Annotated in this window: 11 protein-coding genes, 6 tRNA genes and 2 rRNA genes; all 19 read right to left on the bottom strand. The window is 50.7% G+C overall.

Annotated features, from left to right (window positions below):
• Positions 1–11: 11 nt before the first annotated feature.
• Positions 12–4,088, bottom strand: a complete 4,077-nt coding sequence (gene rpoB, locus AZF00_RS02110; protein WP_008248380.1) for a DNA-directed RNA polymerase subunit beta — start codon at positions 4,086–4,088, stop codon at positions 12–14.
• 192 nt (positions 4,089–4,280) lie between these two features.
• Complete coding sequence (rplL, locus tag AZF00_RS02105; protein ID WP_008248383.1) at positions 4,281–4,658, bottom strand: 50S ribosomal protein L7/L12; 378 nt, start codon at positions 4,656–4,658, stop codon at positions 4,281–4,283.
• A 54-nt stretch (positions 4,659–4,712) separates the two neighbouring features.
• On the bottom strand, positions 4,713–5,240 hold the full coding sequence (rplJ, locus tag AZF00_RS02100; RefSeq protein WP_008248385.1) for a 50S ribosomal protein L10: 528 nt from the start codon (positions 5,238–5,240) through the stop codon (positions 4,713–4,715).
• A gap of 286 nt (positions 5,241–5,526) precedes the next feature.
• Positions 5,527–6,225 carry a 50S ribosomal protein L1 gene (rplA, locus tag AZF00_RS02095; protein ID WP_062382918.1) on the bottom strand — a complete coding sequence of 233 codons (699 nt, stop codon included), beginning with the start codon at positions 6,223–6,225 and terminating at the stop codon, positions 5,527–5,529.
• Positions 6,226–6,227: 2 nt separating this feature from the next.
• Positions 6,228–6,659 carry a 50S ribosomal protein L11 gene (gene rplK, locus AZF00_RS02090; RefSeq protein ID WP_008248388.1) on the bottom strand — a complete coding sequence of 144 codons (432 nt, stop codon included), beginning with the start codon at positions 6,657–6,659 and terminating at the stop codon, positions 6,228–6,230.
• Between the two features lie 134 nt (positions 6,660–6,793).
• Positions 6,794–7,324 (bottom strand): transcription termination/antitermination protein NusG, encoded by a 531-nt coding sequence (gene nusG / locus AZF00_RS02085; RefSeq protein ID WP_008248390.1) that lies wholly within the window; start codon positions 7,322–7,324, stop codon positions 6,794–6,796.
• Positions 7,325–7,333: 9 nt separating this feature from the next.
• Complete coding sequence (secE, locus tag AZF00_RS02080; RefSeq protein WP_008248393.1) at positions 7,334–7,699, bottom strand: preprotein translocase subunit SecE; 366 nt, start codon at positions 7,697–7,699, stop codon at positions 7,334–7,336.
• Between the two features lie 71 nt (positions 7,700–7,770).
• Positions 7,771–7,846 (bottom strand) — tRNA-Trp (locus AZF00_RS02075).
• 49 nt (positions 7,847–7,895) lie between these two features.
• Complete coding sequence (gene tuf, locus AZF00_RS02070) at positions 7,896–9,119, bottom strand: elongation factor Tu (RefSeq protein WP_008248373.1); 1,224 nt, start codon at positions 9,117–9,119, stop codon at positions 7,896–7,898.
• 82 nt (positions 9,120–9,201) lie between these two features.
• Positions 9,202–9,277 (bottom strand) — tRNA-Thr (locus tag AZF00_RS02065).
• A 32-nt stretch (positions 9,278–9,309) separates the two neighbouring features.
• Positions 9,310–9,383, bottom strand: a tRNA-Gly gene (locus tag AZF00_RS02060).
• A 35-nt stretch (positions 9,384–9,418) separates the two neighbouring features.
• Positions 9,419–9,502, bottom strand: a tRNA-Tyr gene (locus tag AZF00_RS02055).
• A 93-nt stretch (positions 9,503–9,595) separates the two neighbouring features.
• A tRNA-Thr gene (locus AZF00_RS02050) sits at positions 9,596–9,671 on the bottom strand.
• Positions 9,672–9,706: 35 nt separating this feature from the next.
• Positions 9,707–10,387, bottom strand: a complete 681-nt coding sequence (locus tag AZF00_RS02045; RefSeq protein WP_062382916.1) for an SPOR domain-containing protein — start codon at positions 10,385–10,387, stop codon at positions 9,707–9,709.
• Between the two features lie 11 nt (positions 10,388–10,398).
• Positions 10,399–11,148, bottom strand: coding sequence for a type III pantothenate kinase (locus AZF00_RS02040; RefSeq protein WP_062382913.1), 750 nt, complete (start codon positions 11,146–11,148; stop codon positions 10,399–10,401).
• Between the two features lie 2 nt (positions 11,149–11,150).
• Positions 11,151–12,119 carry a bifunctional biotin--[acetyl-CoA-carboxylase] ligase/biotin operon repressor BirA gene (gene birA, locus AZF00_RS02035; protein ID WP_062382911.1) on the bottom strand — a complete coding sequence of 323 codons (969 nt, stop codon included), beginning with the start codon at positions 12,117–12,119 and terminating at the stop codon, positions 11,151–11,153.
• An 816-nt stretch (positions 12,120–12,935) separates the two neighbouring features.
• Positions 12,936–13,051 (bottom strand): 5S ribosomal RNA (rrf, locus tag AZF00_RS02030).
• A gap of 171 nt (positions 13,052–13,222) precedes the next feature.
• Positions 13,223–16,122, bottom strand: a 23S ribosomal RNA gene (locus tag AZF00_RS02025).
• Between the two features lie 282 nt (positions 16,123–16,404).
• Positions 16,405–16,480 (bottom strand) — tRNA-Ala (locus AZF00_RS02020).
• Between the last annotated feature and the right edge of the window lie 126 nt (positions 16,481–16,606).

Here is a 16,606-nt window from a genome sequence, read left to right as displayed (position 1 = left end):
GTTGTTGATACTTATTCCGTGTCCAGCTCGATATTAATACCGAGTGAGCGGATCTCTTTGACCAATACATTGAAAGACTCGGGCATACCCGGCTCCATGCTCTGATCACCATCAACAATATTTTTGTACATCTTGGTACGACCGTTTACGTCGTCCGACTTCACCGTTAGCATTTCCTGCAGGGTATAGGCGGCACCGTAAGCTTCTAGTGCCCACACTTCCATCTCCCCGAAGCGCTGCCCACCGAACTGAGCTTTACCACCCAATGGCTGCTGGGTAACCAAGCTGTACGAACCAGTAGAACGCGCATGCATCTTGTCATCAACCAAGTGGTTCAACTTGAGCATGTACATATAGCCGACAGTAACCGGGCGATCGAATTCCAGACCGGTACGACCGTCACACAGCTTCAACTGACCGCTGTCTGGCAGACCTGCTAAGCGTAGCAGACTTTTAATTTCTGCCTCGTTAGCACCGTCGAATACCTGAGTTGCCATTGGCACACCGCCACGGAGGTTCTTGGCAAGATCCATAATCGCTTCATCGCTGAAGCTGTCGAGATCTTCGTGACGACCTGCGCCATCGTTGTAGATTTCGCCCAGGAACTTACGAACATCGGCAATTTGACGCTGTTCACGAATCATTGCGTCAATCTTGCTACCCAAACCTTTCGCCGCGAGGCCAAGGTGAGTCTCAAGAACCTGACCTACGTTCATCCGCGACGGTACACCCAGTGGGTTCAAGACGATATCGACCGGCTCGCCGTTTTCGTCAAAAGGCATGTCTTCAACAGGCATAATGACCGAGATAACACCCTTGTTACCGTGACGACCAGCCATTTTATCACCTGGCTGAATGCGACGTTTGATAGCCAAGTAAACCTTAACTATTTTCAGTACGCCCGGCGCCAAATCGTCGCCAGTCGTCAGCTTGCGGCGTTTATCTTCAAAACGCTCTTCCAAAGTTTTGCGATGCGCAACCAGCTGCTTGTCGGCGTCTTCCAGTGCGGCATTCAAGGTCTCGTCAGCCAGACGCAACTTGAACCAATCGTCAGTCTTAATCTCAGCCAAGCCAGCAGCGGTCAGGACATCGCCCTTCTTCATGCCGGGACCACTTAGGATCGCCTGACCATCTAAGGCCGTAGACAAACGCGCAAAGGTCGCTTCTTCGACAATGCGGTACTCTTCGTTCAGATCCTTACGGAACTGGTCGAGCTGCATTTTTTCAATTTCCAGTGCGCGCTTGTCTTTTTCAAGACCGTCGCGGGTGAAAACCTGAACGTCGATAACAGTACCCTTGGTGCTAGTAGGCACACGCAGGGAAGTATCTTTAACGTCGGAGGCTTTCTCACCAAAAATAGCACGTAGTAATTTTTCTTCTGGCGTTAACTGGGTTTCGCCTTTAGGCGTAACCTTACCAACCAGAATATCGCCGGGACCGACTTCAGCACCGATATACACGATACCGGACTCGTCGAGACTCGCCAGCGCGCCTTCGCCAACATTGGGAATATCTGCAGAGATTTCCTCTGAACCCAATTTGGTGTCGCGGGCAATACAGGTCAATTCTTGAATATGAATGGTAGTGAAGCGATCTTCTTTCACCACGCGCTCAGAGACAAGGATCGAATCCTCGAAGTTGTAACCGTTCCAAGGCATAAACGCGATACGCATGTTCTGACCTAGTGCCAGCTCACCCATATCAACAGACGGGCCATCGGCCAGAATGTCGCCACGCACAACGTCGTGACCTTCACTTACAATTGGACGCTGATTAATACAGGTGTTCTGGTTAGAACGGGTGTATTTAGTCAGGTTGTAAATATCTACCGGTGGCTGACCAGGCTGCACTTCGTCGTTGTTAACACGAACAACGATACGTGAAGAGTCAACGCTATCAATTACACCGCCGCGGCGAGCAACCACACACACACCGGAGTCAGACGCCACATAGCGTTCAAAACCAGTACCGACTAAAGGCTTATCGGCCTTGAGCGTCGGCACAGCCTGGCGCTGCATGTTCGAACCCATCAAGGCGCGGTTAGCATCATCGTGCTCTAAGAACGGAATCAAAGACGCCGCTACCGAAACAACCTGCTTGGGCGAAACGTCCATGTAGGTTACTTTTTCCGGTGGCATTACCGTAAATTCGTTCATGTGACGAACCGCAACCATTTCGTCGGTCAGCTCGCCTTTTTCGTTCATGACCGCTGAGGCCTGAGCGATAACTTCCTCAGCTTCATTGATTGCCGACAAATACTCGATGTCGTCGCTTACTTTACCGTCTTTAACTTTGCGGTAAGGGCTTTCAAGGAAACCATACTCATTGGTACGCGCATAGGTCGCCAATGAGTTAATCAGACCAATGTTTGGTCCTTCTGGCGTTTCAATAGGGCATACCCGGCCGTAGTGCGTCGGGTGAACGTCGCGGACTTCAAAGCCAGCGCGCTCGCGGGTCAGACCGCCGGGCCCAAGCGCAGAAACACGACGCTTGTGGGTGATTTCTGACAGCGGGTTGTTTTGGTCCATAAACTGCGACAGCTGTGACGAGCCAAAGAACTCTTTTACAGCAGCGGCAACCGGCTTGGCATTGATCAAGTCCTGAGGCATCAGGCCTTCACTTTCCGCCATAGACAGACGCTCTTTAACAGCGCGTTCTACCCGTACCAGACCAACACGGAATTGGTTCTCAGCCATTTCCCCAACAGAGCGAATACGACGGTTACCGAGGTGATCGATATCGTCGACAATGCCCTTACCGTTACGAATGCCAACCAGCATTTTCATAACAGCGATGATGTCGCTTTGGTCCAAGGTGCCTGCACCCAAAATCTCTTCGCGACCGACGCGGCGGTTAAACTTCATCCGACCAACAGTAGACAGGTCATAACGCTCTGGCGAGAAGAATAAGTTTTGGAACAAATTCTCTGCAGACTCTTTGGTTGGCGGCTCGCCAGGACGCATCATGCGGTAGATTTCGACCAACGCCTCTAACTGGGTATTGGTTGGGTCAGCGCGCAAGGTATCGCTGACATACGGTCCGCAATCCAGCTCGTTGGTGTAGAGCGTGTCGATTTCTTTGACATCAGCTTCTTCAAGCGCAGTAAGAATTTCCGCAGTAATCAAGGTATTACAAGGGAAGAGCACTTCGCCGGTCTTTTTGTCGACAATATCTTTGGCCAGCGCGCGGCCGACCAAGTACTCAACAGGTACTTCTAACTCTTTCAAGCCTGACTTTTCAATCTGGCGAATATGGCGGGCAGTAATACGGCGGCCAGTCTCAACGATAACTTCGCCGTTCTTAGCAGCAATATCAAAAGTCGCTACTTCACCCCGTAGACGCTCAGCGATCAACTCAATAGTAAAGCCGCCTTTTTTGGCAACCTTAAAGGTGTTAACGTCGTAGAAGAGTTCAAGAATCTCTTCTGCCGTCATACCCAATGAGCGCAACAGAATCGTGGCCGGCAATTTACGACGGCGATCGATACGCACAAACACCATGTCTTTCGGGTCAAACTCGAAATCCAACCAAGAGCCACGGTAGGGAATGATCCGCGCTGAGTACAGCAGCTTGCCCGACGAGTGGGTTTTGCCACGGTCGTGATCGAAGAACACACCAGGTGAGCGGTGCAACTGAGAAACGATAACCCGCTCAGTACCATTGATAACAAAAGTACCGTTTTCAGTCATTAATGGGATTTCGCCCATATAGACTTCTTGTTCTTTAATATCTTTGATGCTTTTGTTGGCCGATTCGCGATCATAGATGATCAAACGAACTTTGACTCGCAGCGGCACAGAATACGTTACGCCGCGCAGCTGGCACTCATTTACATCGAAGGCCGGCACGCCAAGTACGTAATCGACATACTCCAGCGCTGCATTGCCGGAGTAACTCACTATCGGGAATATTGATTTAAATGCGGCGTGCAAACCATACTCGCCGCGCTCACCGGCAGGGACACCCTGCTGGGTGAACTTCTTGTAAGAATCCAGCTGAATCGCAAGGAGATAGGGCACGTCCATGACGTGCGGCATCTTGCCAAAATCCTTACGGATACGTTTTTTCTCAGTGTACGAGTAAGCCATCAGTACTCCCCAGCATCATTTCTTGACCCCGTCGCGACCGGCGACGGCATCGTTAGTACGGCAGTTTTTCACCTGCCGCTAGCCAGCTCCCAAAGGAAACCGACTGTAATATCTCAAATAACAGCAAAAGGCCGGCGGGATTAACCCACCAGCCTCGCTTGAGATTGACCTGCAAGCAGGCCAACAAGCAACTTACTTAAGCTCGACGCTAGCGCCAGCTTCTTCAAGCTCTTTCTTCGCAGTCTCTGCATCAGCCTTAGAAGCAGCTTCTTTAATAGTAGAAGGCGCGCCGTCTACTAATTCTTTAGCTTCTTTCAGACCCAGACCAGTGATAGTGCGGACTGCTTTGATAACGTTAACTTTCTTCTCGCCAACAGCGGTCAGAACTACGTCAAATTCAGTCTGCTCTTCAGCGGCAGCGCCAGCTTCAGCAGCGGCAGCTGGTGCAGCGGCAACAGCCGCAGCAGCAGAAACGCCAAACTTCTCTTCCATCGCTTCGATCAGACCAACTACGTCCATTACGCTCATTTCAGCGATTGCATTCAAAATATCGTCTTGTGACAGAGCCATGTGAAACTCCCTACTGTGTCAATTACTTAAAGAAAAACCATTAATACGCTGCGCTTACGCAGCTTCTTTCTGCTCGCGAACTGCAGCTAGAGTACGAACCAATTTTCCGGGTACTTCGTTCAGTGTACGTACCAGTTTCGTAGCCGGTGCTTGCATAACGCTCATCAACATAGATAGCGCCTGGTCGCGGGTCGGCAATTTCGCCAGTACATCTAACTGATCTGGGCCCATCAATTGGCCACTGACTGCCAGTGCTTTTACTTCAAATTTAGCATTTGCTTTCGCAAAATCTTTGAAGATACGCGCCGCCGCACCGGGATCTTCCATCGAGAAAGCTAACAGAGAAGGACCTTTAAAGGCCGACTCTGCGCACTCGAATTCAGTTCCCTTCAACGCTAGTTTCGCAAGGGTGTTACGCACTACACGCACACTTACTTGTGATTCCCGCGCCAATTTGCGGAGCTCAGTCATTTGGCCTACAGAACACCCACGGGCGTCAGCAATAACCAATGACAATGCACTCGCAGCAGTCTCGTTAACATCAGCTACTATCGCTTTCTTGTCGTCGAGTCTTAATGCCACTTGGATAACTCCTGGATTTGTCAGTTATTTACCGTAGACTCAAAACACGAGGTTTCAAGTCATTTGCTGGAGAACAAATCCACTCCACCATCTGCGTAGGCCAATGCCGGTAAACGTTGACGAATCAACACATCGATTAAGGGGTAAGTCTAAATAACCCAAACCCCGCCTACGGTCTTTGATGGTCTCTGTCTTTTGACACAGTAGGTCAGCTGTCAAAGACCACAAAGCCTATAAAACGGCCTCCAAAAAGGCCGCTTCATTCAGGACGACTAGCGCCCTAAAATTATTTTGCCGACAAGCTCGCCATATCGATTGCGATACCGGGGCCCATCGTTGAAGAAAGAGTCACTTTCTTCATGTAAACACCTTTAGCTGAGGACGGCTTGGCTTTACGCAAGTCACCCAACAAAGCCTCAAGATTGTCTTTAAGAATATTAGCGTCGAAGCTAATGCTGCCAATTGCGCCGTGGATGATACCGTTTTTATCTGTACGGTAGCGAACCTGACCAGCCTTAGCATTTTTAACTGCAGTTTCAACATCTGCAGTTACAGTGCCAGTCTTAGGGTTAGGCATCAGACCACGAGGACCAAGCACCTGACCGAGCTGACCAACAACGCGCATTGCATCTGGAGACGCAACCACAACATCAAAGTCCATCATGCCGCCTTTAACTTGGGCTGCAAGATCGTCCATGCCAACAAAATCTGCACCAGCTGCTTTGGCTTTCTCAGCGTTCTCACCCTGAGCGAACACCGCTACACGTACAGTCTTACCTGTGCCGTGAGGCAGAGTCGTTGCACCGCGAACCGCTTGATCAGATTTACGCGCATCAACACCAAGATTGATTGCAACATCAATTGCCTCAGGGAATTTAATTACCGACACTTCTTTAAGCAGCGCTACTGCTTCTTCAAAGCTGTACTGCTTACCAGCTACCACTTTCTCGCGGATAGCTTTTTGACGCTTAGTGAGCTTAGCCATGATTACAGACCCTCAACTTCAATACCGGCGGCACGGGCACTGCCCGCGATAGTGCGCACTGCTGCATCCATATCAGACGCAGTCAAATCGGCCATTTTAATAGTGGCGATTTCTTCAAGCTGGGCGCGAGTCACTTTACCGACTTTCTTGGAGTTAGGTGTACCTGAACCACTTGCAACACCCGCAGCCTTCTTCAATAAGAAAGAAGCCGGTGGAGTCTTAGTCACAAAGGTAAAGCTGCGATCTGAATAAACTGTGATCACAACAGGGATTGGCATGCCAGCTTCAAGGCTCTGAGTTTGAGCGTTGAAAGCTTTACAAAATTCCATGATGTTAACGCCGTGCTGACCCAGTGCGGGACCAACTGGCGGACTTGGGTTGGCCTTACCGGCGGCAACCTGAAGCTTAATATAAGCTTGTACTTTCTTAGCCATAACTTCCTCCTAGTGGGTACAAACGCCTTGCGATTAAAAAATCTGCAATCAGCTCCCCGGTTTAAACTGCTCGACTATCAATCCCGACTAGCCAGCAACATTTCATTTGCTGCACGTAAGCTGCGCAACAATATTTACGCCTTTTCCACCTGCGCAAAGTCCAGCTCAACCGGCGTTGACCGGCCAAAGATAAGAACAGCGACATGCAGACGGTTTTTCTCGTAATTCACTTCTTCAACAACACCGTTAAAGTCATTAAACGGCCCGTCGATAACCCGTACCATTTCACCCGGTTCAAACAAGGTTTTAGGTTTGGGCTTATCACCGCTCTCGACACGCTGCAATATCGCTTGCGCTTCTTTTTCAGTAATAGGCGCAGGCTTGTCGGCCTTACCACCAATAAAGCCCATTACTCGCGGCGTTTCTTTAACTAAATGCCAAGTATCGTCGCCGAGTTCCATTTGAATCAGCACGTAACCCGGGAAAAACTTGCGCTCACTTTTGCGTTTCTGACCACCACGCATCTCTATGACTTCTTCGGTCGGAACCAAAACCTCGCCAAAACGGTCAGCAAAACCTGACAGCTCAATGCGCTCTTTTAATGCCAGAGCAACTTTCTTTTCATACCCAGAATAGGCGTGTACAACATACCAGCGCTTTGTCATGCCCTACCTCTAGCCGATAACCATGGATGCCAACCAACCCAACAGAGTGTCTAAGCCCCACAGAATCAATGCCGCAACTACTACAAACGCCACAACAATCAGCGTGGTTTGGGTGCTTTCCTGACGCGATGGCCAGACGACCTTGCGAATCTCGGTGCGCGCGCCTTTAAGCAATTCAAAAAAGGCCTCGCCCTTAACTGTACCGTAAGCGATATACCCCGCAATCAGCGCCAACACCAACAAGGCGATAACACGATAAAGCAGAGACTCACTAGAGAAATATATATTGCCGCCAACACCACCGGCCACTAACAGAGCTACAAGACTCCATTTCAGACCGTCGAATCGACCAGCGTCTTCCGCCTTAGCACTCATTGTTAAAACATTTCCCTTTTTCGCTAAGCGCAAAACACCACTACGCATACGCGAAGCGGTGTCAACGTAAATGGCAGGCCAGGAGGGACTCGAACCCCCAACAGCCGGTTTTGGAGACCGGTGCTCTACCAATTGAACTACTGGCCTACAAGTGCCGGGCTAAATCACCCGGACTTTCAACCCAATCTTACCGGGCTTATTCTACGATTTTAGCAACAACGCCGGCGCCAACAGTACGGCCACCTTCACGAATTGCAAAACGCAGACCTTCTTCCATCGCGATTGGCGCAATCAAAGTCACGTCCATCTTCACGTTGTCGCCAGGCATAACCATTTCAGTACCTTCCGGCAGCTCACAAGCACCAGTCACGTCCGTGGTACGGAAGTAGAACTGAGGACGGTAGCCTTTAAAGAACGGCGTGTGACGGCCACCCTCTTCTTTGGACAGTACGTATACTTCACCTTCGAAACGAGTGTGAGGCGTGATTGAACCGGGCTTAGCCAGTACTTGACCACGCTCTACGTCGTCGCGCTTAGTACCACGCAACAACACACCTACGTTCTCACCAGCGCGACCTTCGTCAAGCAGCTTGCGGAACATTTCAACACCAGTACATACAGTCTTGGTGGTGTCGTGAATACCAATGATCGCAATCTCATCACCGGTGCGCAGAATGCCACGCTCGATACGGCCAGTTACCACTGTACCGCGACCAGAGATAGAGAATACGTCTTCAATCGGCATCAGGAACGGCAGGTCAACTGCACGCTCAGGCTGTGGAATATAAGAATCCAAGGCCTCGATCAATTTCTTAACGGCAGTGGTGCCCAGTTCGTTATCGTCCTGGCCATTCAATGCCATCAGTGCAGAACCCGCAATAATCGGGGTATCGTCACCGGGGAATTCGTACAGATCAAGCAGCTCACGCAGCTCCATCTCAACCAATTCCAGCATTTCATTGTATTCTTCACTGCCCACGCCGCCGCAATCTTCAGCCAGCAGGTCAGCTTTGTTCAGGAATACCACGATGTAAGGTACGCCAACCTGACGTGACAGCAGGATGTGCTCGCGCGTCTGAGGCATTGGGCCGTCAGTGGCGCCACATACCAGGATCGCGCCATCCATCTGCGCAGCACCGGTGATCATGTTTTTTACATAATCGGCGTGACCTGGGCAGTCAACGTGCGCGTAGTGACGAGTAGATGAATCATACTCGACGTGAGAGGTCGCAATGGTGATACCACGTGCACGCTCTTCAGGTGCATTGTCGATACCATCAAACGCCACTGCCTTACCGCCATACACTTCCGCACATACACGGGTCAGTGCTGCAGTCAGCGTGGTTTTACCATGGTCAACGTGACCGATGGTGCCCACGTTCAAGTGGGGCTTATTACGTTCAAACTTTTCCTTTGCCATTGCGACAGTCTCCTAGCGGACCTTTCGTCTAGTCACTACAAAAAGACAAAAGCCGACCAATCAGCTTTTGCCGCCAAATTAATGGAGCTCATAAGCGGATTCGAACCGCTGACCTCTTCCTTACCAAGGAAGTGCTCTACCGACTGAGCTATATGAGCACCGCAACTCACACCCTTACACCTGCCCATACTGGAGCGGGTAGCGGGAATCGAACCCGCACCATCAGCTTGGAAGGCTGAGGTTCTACCATTGAACCATACCCGCTGAAATCATTGTTTTCTGGCAAGTCTAGCAATTAATGGTGGAGGGGGGTGGATTCGAACCACCGAAGCTCGCGCGTCAGATTTACAGTCTGATCCCTTTAGCCACTCGGGAACCCCTCCCCAAGAAAATGGAATAATTTGTTTTAGTTCAAATATCTATCGCCCAAAACTAATGGCCGAATGATCAATACTTACCCCGCAACAAAAAATATGTGGAGCTGGCGAGAGGAGTCGAACCCCCGACCGGCTGATTACAAGTCAGCTGCTCTACCAACTGAGCTACGCCAGCAAACTACCACGTCGCTTCCAAACGAGGGGCGCATTCTAGTCGAACTGTTTATAAGACGCAATCAAATTACAGTCTTTTTCACCTAGCTTTTTATTATTATCCTGCAGCTTAGCCATTACAGACTCAGTGCGACCATACTCATCACCACCGCGCTCACCGCGGAACACCAGCCAATAACGGTTCGCCAGCTTTGCAATCCGACGAATTTTTGCTTCGTAATTTTTTTTGCTCAAGCCCTTAGCATGCGTGGCTGCGCGCTCAGCATCAGTAAAGACCCCCAGTGAAATGGCATCTTTTAACTCCCCCTTACGAATCACAAAGTTGTCAATCCGCTTCGCCCTAAGCTCACCACCCATTTTGGTCGCCACCGCTAAGGATGAATACGGCCCAAGGTAGACCCAGTAGTCCGCACCGCGCTCATACTCCTCAAGATACACCCGCAAACCAGGTAAACCCGCCCGATCCGACTCGAAATCGGCCTCACCCGAATACGGCCCCAAAACCAGACACACCTCTTCTGACGAGCTTGGCGCTGGGACAAGATCGCGCGGAGGCTGCTCTACCGCCTCTCCGCCCCGCTCTGCCAACAACTCAATATTTCCATTACTCGAAGCTAAATCCAAACGTTCAGACAACACATCAAAGCCCCGCTCGGATTTATGCGCGAGGTAGAACACTCCGTTGAGCATAACAATCAACACAAAAAACCAGCGCACTCAACTCTCCCTCAGCATGACGCCAACACTGGCGCAAGCCCATCTAACACCAGCTCTTCGCAATACCGCCAATGGCGAGCATAATTGCCAGCCAGCGCGATCAACCCCTGAGCATCCCCACCAGTTACAAACACCTCTGAAGGCCCTTGATCAGCCTCTGCCAGCTCGATCGAAGCCTGAACCGCGCCATACTGAGCCAACCACTTTCCATGATGAACGCAACTCTCTGTGTCCTTGCCGGGCGCCAGACTTTGCTTATCTGCGCCATCAAATCGAACTCGCCCGGTGTGCTCCGCTAAAGCGCGAGCCGACATCGCGACACCGGGGATAATATACCCCCCTCGATGCATGCCGCCGCCGTCAACAACATCAATGGTCAGGGCTGTGCCGGCATCCACAACCACACACGCGCGTCGACAAACCCCAAAGGCGGCAACCATCGCCAACCAGCGATCAACACCCATCCGAGAAGTATCGGCATAACTGTTGCGCACGCCACTACAAAAAGACTGACTAACGGCCACCTTAAACGGCAAGCCTGAAGTAGCAAGCAGATGCATCAAGGGCTCATCACGCTCGACAGAACCCACTGAAGCAACCTTAATATCAGTCACATTCTCCAGAGAGAGCTCATCAAACAGCAAGCGCAGTGCATCCGGGGAGCTCGCAACACGCCCACCCTGTAGGCGCCCAGCCTCGCTCATAAGCCGCCATTTCAACGCACTATTACCCACATCCAACTCTAGACTTACCAACCCCACTCTCAAGCGCCTCGCAAGCTAACTTCACCACCTCGAAAAACCCGCTCACCAGCGTCGGTCTCAAGCACCAAACCACCACTGGCATCAACCCCGCGCGCGACACCTTGAATTACGTTATCACCCAGCTGAACCTGTACCGGCTTACCCGCGAAGACATCAAATTTTCCCCACTCATCGCGAAGATAGGTAAAACCGTCACGCGTGAATTCGGCCTGCACCTTCAGGAGCTCGGCAATAAGCGTCGCAGCAAGCTCATTACGTGGGACACTGCCAACAATCATCTGAAGGTCAGTCCAAGGCTGCGTGATCGCATCCGTATCACAGCCCGTCAAATTAACATTCAATCCAACACCAACAATTACCTGACACAAACCAGAAGGATCGCCTTGCATTTCGAGCAAGATACCCGCTAGCTTCTTATTATCGTGCAAGACGTCATTAGGCCACTTTAAACCAGCCCCATCCACACCCAAACGCCCCAAGGCTCGCACCACCGCCAAACCAACCGACAGGCTTAAGCCCTCTAACGCCGCTGCGCCAGACTGAAACTCCCACACCATAGAAAGGTATATATTACGACCAAAGGGGCTGCGCCAGGCCTGCCCGCGACGCCCTCGACCAGCGGACTGCTGCTCAGCAAAACAACAATAATTTGCGCTTCGCCCAGTACGAATAGCTTCAGCAGCGGCGTCATTCGTCGACCCAATAATCGGGAAAATATCAAGCTCACCCAAAGCTGACGCGGCCGATTCAGGTAAAAATGAGCGAATCTTGTCGGCCTCCAGCAAATCTAAACCGCCGACTAGTCGGTATCCCCGACCTTTTATAGACTCTATCGGAAGCTCAAGTGCTTCAAGCTTGTGTAATTGCTTCCACACCGCGGCGCGACTAACTCCCAACTGTGCGCCCAACTCCTCCCCAGAGTGATATTCACCATCTGCCAAAATCGTCAACAATATTGAATTATCCACACTAAAAACCCGCTACTTATATCGCCTCGGATCATAGCAGACAACCAAGAACGAGCCCAAGGATAGCTATTAGCGTGACAAAAAGGGCGCCCGACACGACTGACACAGATCCACCTGGCAGCCCCGCGCAAGGGCCACGACTCGATTAATCAAGTAACACCGCATAACGACGAACTAATTAACACGTTGACGGCAATTCGCGCATATTTAGCAAGTAATGGCGACACCTTCTCTACAACTTTTTAATGCGAGTTCCATCACGCACCTGACGCAACCCTGACCGGCATCAAACGAACCAACACCGAAAACCGTCAACCCTGAATACTAAAAAACGCTAACTGACCACACTGCCGAGACTATTATGAAGGCGTGTGAGGCGCTTGACAGTGAACGCACAGTGCTCGGGAGATGCGTGACGGGAGACGGTAAACGCTAAAAACATAAAGCCCCAACAGGGTTTCCTGCTGGGGCTTTTTTGTGGGTGTTGCAGAAGGCGGCAAACCCTAGTTTTGGTTGTGGTTTTATCTTTTGTCTTCCGTCTCCCGTCTAGCGTGGAGCTGTCTGGGGGTCCTGCGGGTTATAAAAAAAACTAAAAAACCAGTGTTGCAGCACTTAATAAAGTTTGGCGCGTAGTGATGACCTACTTTGTGTTGCGAGCAGTGCTCGCAATCCCTTCGGGACGCCTATCGGCGCACCAAGCTCGCACCGATGGTGCAGAGCTTGTCGCATGAGCCCGATATTTAGTGAGAGAGGCTCCTCGCGTCCTAAATAAAAAACCCCGTCCAGCATAAGCTGAACGGGGTGTTTTATTTAGAAGCCTGGCGATGACCTACTCTCGCATGGGGAAACCCCAAACTACCATCGGCGATGACACGTTTCACTTCTGAGTTCGGGATGGGATCAGGTGGTACCATGTCTCTATGGTCGCCAGGCAAACTGGCTTGGTTAAATGAGGTGTCTTACGTACTTTCGTACTGCGTCATTCAATCCAAATAAGGTGGTAAATAAGCTGATATAAACAAGTTTTCTCATGTGTGTAGCTCTCACTACACGCAACAATCCGCTGCAGTTTCTTCATTGTGACAACAAGACCACTTAATTATATGGTCAAGCCTCACGAGCAATTAGTACAGGTTAGCTCAATGCCTCGCAGCACTTACACACCCTGCCTATCAACGTCCTGGTCTTGAACGGCTCTTTAGGGGGCTCAAGGCCCCAGGGAGATCTAATCTTGGAAGAGGCTTCGCGCTTAGATGCTTTCAGCGCTTATCCCGTCCGAACGTAGCTACCGGGCAATGCATCTGGCGATACAACCCGAACACCAGAGGTTCGTCCACTTCGGTCCTCTCGTACTAGAAGCAGCTTTCCTCAAATCTCCAACGCCCACGGCAGATAGGGACCGAACTGTCTCACGACGTTCTGAACCCAGCTCGCGTACCACTTTAAATGGCGAACAGCCATACCCTTGGGACCGGCTTCAGCCCCAGGATGTGATGAGCCGACATCGAGGTGCCAAACACCGCCGTCGATGTGAACTCTTGGGCGGTATCAGCCTGTTATCCCCGGAGTACCTTTTATCCGTTGAGCGATGGCCCTTCCATACAGAACCACCGGATCACTATGACCTACTTTCGTACCTGCTCGACTTGTCAGTCTCGCAGTCAAGCGCGCTTATGCCATTACACTAACCGCATGATTTCCGACCATGCTTAGCGCACCTTCGTGCTCCTCCGTTACTCTTTGGGAGGAGACCGCCCCAGTCAAACTACCCACCACACAATGTCCTCGAACCAGATAATGGTCCAGAGTTAGAACCCCAACAGTACCAGGCTGGTATTTCAAGATTGGCTCCACCTAAGCTAGCGCCTAAGTTTCAAAGCCTCCCAGCTATCCTACACAAGTAATATCAGAGTCCACTGTGAAGCTATAGTAAAGGTTCACGGGGTCTTTCCGTCTAGCCGCGGGTATACGGCATCTTAACCGCAAATTCAATTTCACTGAGTCTCGGGTGGAGACAGCGTGGCCATCATTACGCCATTCGTGCAGGTCGGAACTTACCCGACAAGGAATTTCGCTACCTTAGGACCGTTATAGTTACGGCCGCCGTTTACCGGGGCTTCGATCAAGAGCTTCGCTTGCGCTAACCCCATCAATTAACCTTCCGGCACCGGGCAGGCGTCACACCGTATACGTCCACTTTCGTGTTTGCACAGTGCTATGTTTTTGATAAACAGTTGCAGCCACCTGGTCACTTCGACTCCCCTCAGCTTACGGAGCAAGTCCGATCACCAAAGGGAGCGTACCTTCTCCCGAAGTTACGGTACCATTTTGCCTAGTTCCTTCACCCGAGTTCTCTCAAGCGCCTTGGTATTCTCTACCTGACCACCTGTGTCGGTTTGGGGTACGGTTTGTTATAACCTGAAGCTTAGAAGCTTTTCTTGGAAGCATGGCATCAACGACTTCGTCCAAAAGAGGACTCGTATTCGCTTCTCAGCCTTAGGGAACCGGATTTGCCTAATCCCCCAGCCTACGAGCTTAAACGCGGACAACCATCGCCGCGATCGCCTAGCCTACTCCGTCCCTCCATCGCAGTTATAACAAGTACGGGAATATTAACCCGTTTTCCATCGACTACGCATTTCTGCCTCGCCTTAGGGGCCGACTAACCCTGTCCTGATTAACATGGGACAGGAAACCTTGGTCTTCCGGCGGGGGAGTTTTTCACTCCCCTTGTCGTTACTCATGTCAGCATTCGCACTTCTGATACCTCCAGCAAACCTCTCGATTCACCTTCGCAGGCTTACAGAACGCTCCTCTACCATGCGTGCAAGCACGCATCCGCAGCTTCGGTTACACATTTAGCCCCGTTATATCTTCCGCGCAGGCCGACTCGACTAGTGAGCTATTACGCTTTCTTTAAAGGGTGGCTGCTTCTAAGCCAACCTCCTAGCTGTCTAAGCCTTCCCACATCGTTTCCCACTTAATGTGTATTAGGGACCTTAGCTGGCGGTCTGGGTTGTTTCCCTCTTGACAACGGACGTTAGCACCCGCTGTCTGTCTGCCGTGATTGAACTCCTAGGTATTCGGAGTTTGCATGGGGTTGGTAAGTCGGGATGACCCCCTAGCCCAAACAGTGCTCTACCCCCTAGGGTTAGACACGACGCTCTACCTAAATAGATTTCGAGGAGAACCAGCTATCTCCGAGCTTGATTAGCCTTTCACTCCGATCCACAACTCATCCCCAAATTTTTCAACATTTGTGGGTTCGGTCCTCCAATGCCTGTTACGGCATCTTCAACCTGGCCATGGATAGATCGCCCGGTTTCGGGTCTAATGCCAGCAACTAATTCGCCCTATTAAGACTCGGTTTCCCTACGGCTCCCCTATACGGTTAACCTTGCTACTGACATTAAGTCGCTGACCCATTATACAAAAGGTACGCAGTCACAGAACAAGTCTGCTCCTACTGCTTGTACGCATACGGTTTCAGGATCTATTTCACTCCCCTCACAGGGGTTCTTTTCGCCTTTCCCTCACGGTACTGGTTCACTATCGGTCAATTGGTAGTATTTAGCCTTGGAGGATGGTCCCCCCATCTTCAGTCAAGATAACACGTGTCCCGACCTACTTATCGCAAGCTTAGTACCACAGATGTGTTTTCGTGTACGGGGCTATCACCCTGTATCGCCAGACTTTCCAGACTGTTCCACTAACACTTCTGCTATCACTTGCAGGCTGTTCCCCTTTCGCTCGCCGCTACTAAGAGAATCTCGTTTGATTTCTTTTCCTCAGGGTACTTAGATGTTTCAGTTCCCCTGGTTCGCCTCCTAAGACCTATGTATTCAGTCAAAGGATACCTAACTTATGTTAGGTGGGTTTCCCCATTCAGACATCTCTGGATCAAAGGTTGGTTGCCACCTCCCCAGAGCATTTCGCAGGCTCCAACGTCTTTCATCGCCTCCAATTGCCAAGGCATCCACCGTATGCGCTTAGTCGCTTGACCATATAATCAAATAGACTCGCTATCGATCAATCAAGAAACTGCATTACGCGATTATCATCCGACTTGAATGACAACCGTTTTATTTCGCCGGATTGTTACAACACTTGAGAAAACTAGTGTTTATATATATTTCAGCTTATTTACCTTGTTAAAGAACATCTGATTGTAAAAATCAGAAACAAAAACTCTTTGCAGCATCTAAAACAAAGCCTGCAAAAGCTTTTCTTTCTAACTTCTTCGCGATAATCTGCTACCAATTCAAACAGCCTTTGCCGTTCAAAATGGTGGAGCTATGCGGGATCGAACCGCAGACCTCCTGCGTGCAAGGCAGGCGCTCTCCCAGCTGAGCTATAGCCCCAGTGCTTGATCTTTTGTCACCAGCCTGCGTTGCTTTCGTCTTTCAGTCAGTCATGTACTCCTCGTACACTCCTTCCTTCTTTCCTCAAGCGCCTTGTCTGGCACCAAAATCTCTGCGCCCTATTTT

Origin of the sequence: Zhongshania aliphaticivorans, from assembly GCF_001586255.1 — a bacterium.
GTDB lineage: Bacteria > Pseudomonadota > Gammaproteobacteria > Pseudomonadales > Spongiibacteraceae > Spongiibacter > Spongiibacter aliphaticivorans.
Note: the sequence above shows the minus strand (reverse complement) of the source record. Positions and strands in the feature narration are given on the sequence as shown.

What these genes read in the sequence shown, in the direction of transcription:
- nusG (WP_008248390.1), bottom strand. Translation starts at nt 7,324, where the DNA reads ATGACAAAGCGCTGGTATGTTGTACACGCCTATTCTGGGTATGAAAAG.
- rplL (WP_008248383.1), bottom strand. Translation starts at nt 4,658, where the DNA reads ATGGCTCTGTCACAAGACGATATTTTGAATGCAATCGCTGAAATGAGC.
- rpoB (WP_008248380.1), bottom strand. Translation starts at nt 4,088, where the DNA reads ATGGCTTACTCGTACACTGAGAAAAAACGTATCCGTAAGGATTTTGGC.
- rplA (WP_062382918.1), bottom strand. Translation starts at nt 6,225, where the DNA reads ATGGCTAAGCTCACTAAGCGTCAAAAAGCTATCCGCGAGAAAGTGGTA.
- tuf (WP_008248373.1), bottom strand. Translation starts at nt 9,119, where the DNA reads ATGGCAAAGGAAAAGTTTGAACGTAATAAGCCCCACTTGAACGTGGGC.
- secE (WP_008248393.1), bottom strand. Translation starts at nt 7,699, where the DNA reads ATGAGTGCTAAGGCGGAAGACGCTGGTCGATTCGACGGTCTGAAATGG.
- rplK (WP_008248388.1), bottom strand. Translation starts at nt 6,659, where the DNA reads ATGGCTAAGAAAGTACAAGCTTATATTAAGCTTCAGGTTGCCGCCGGT.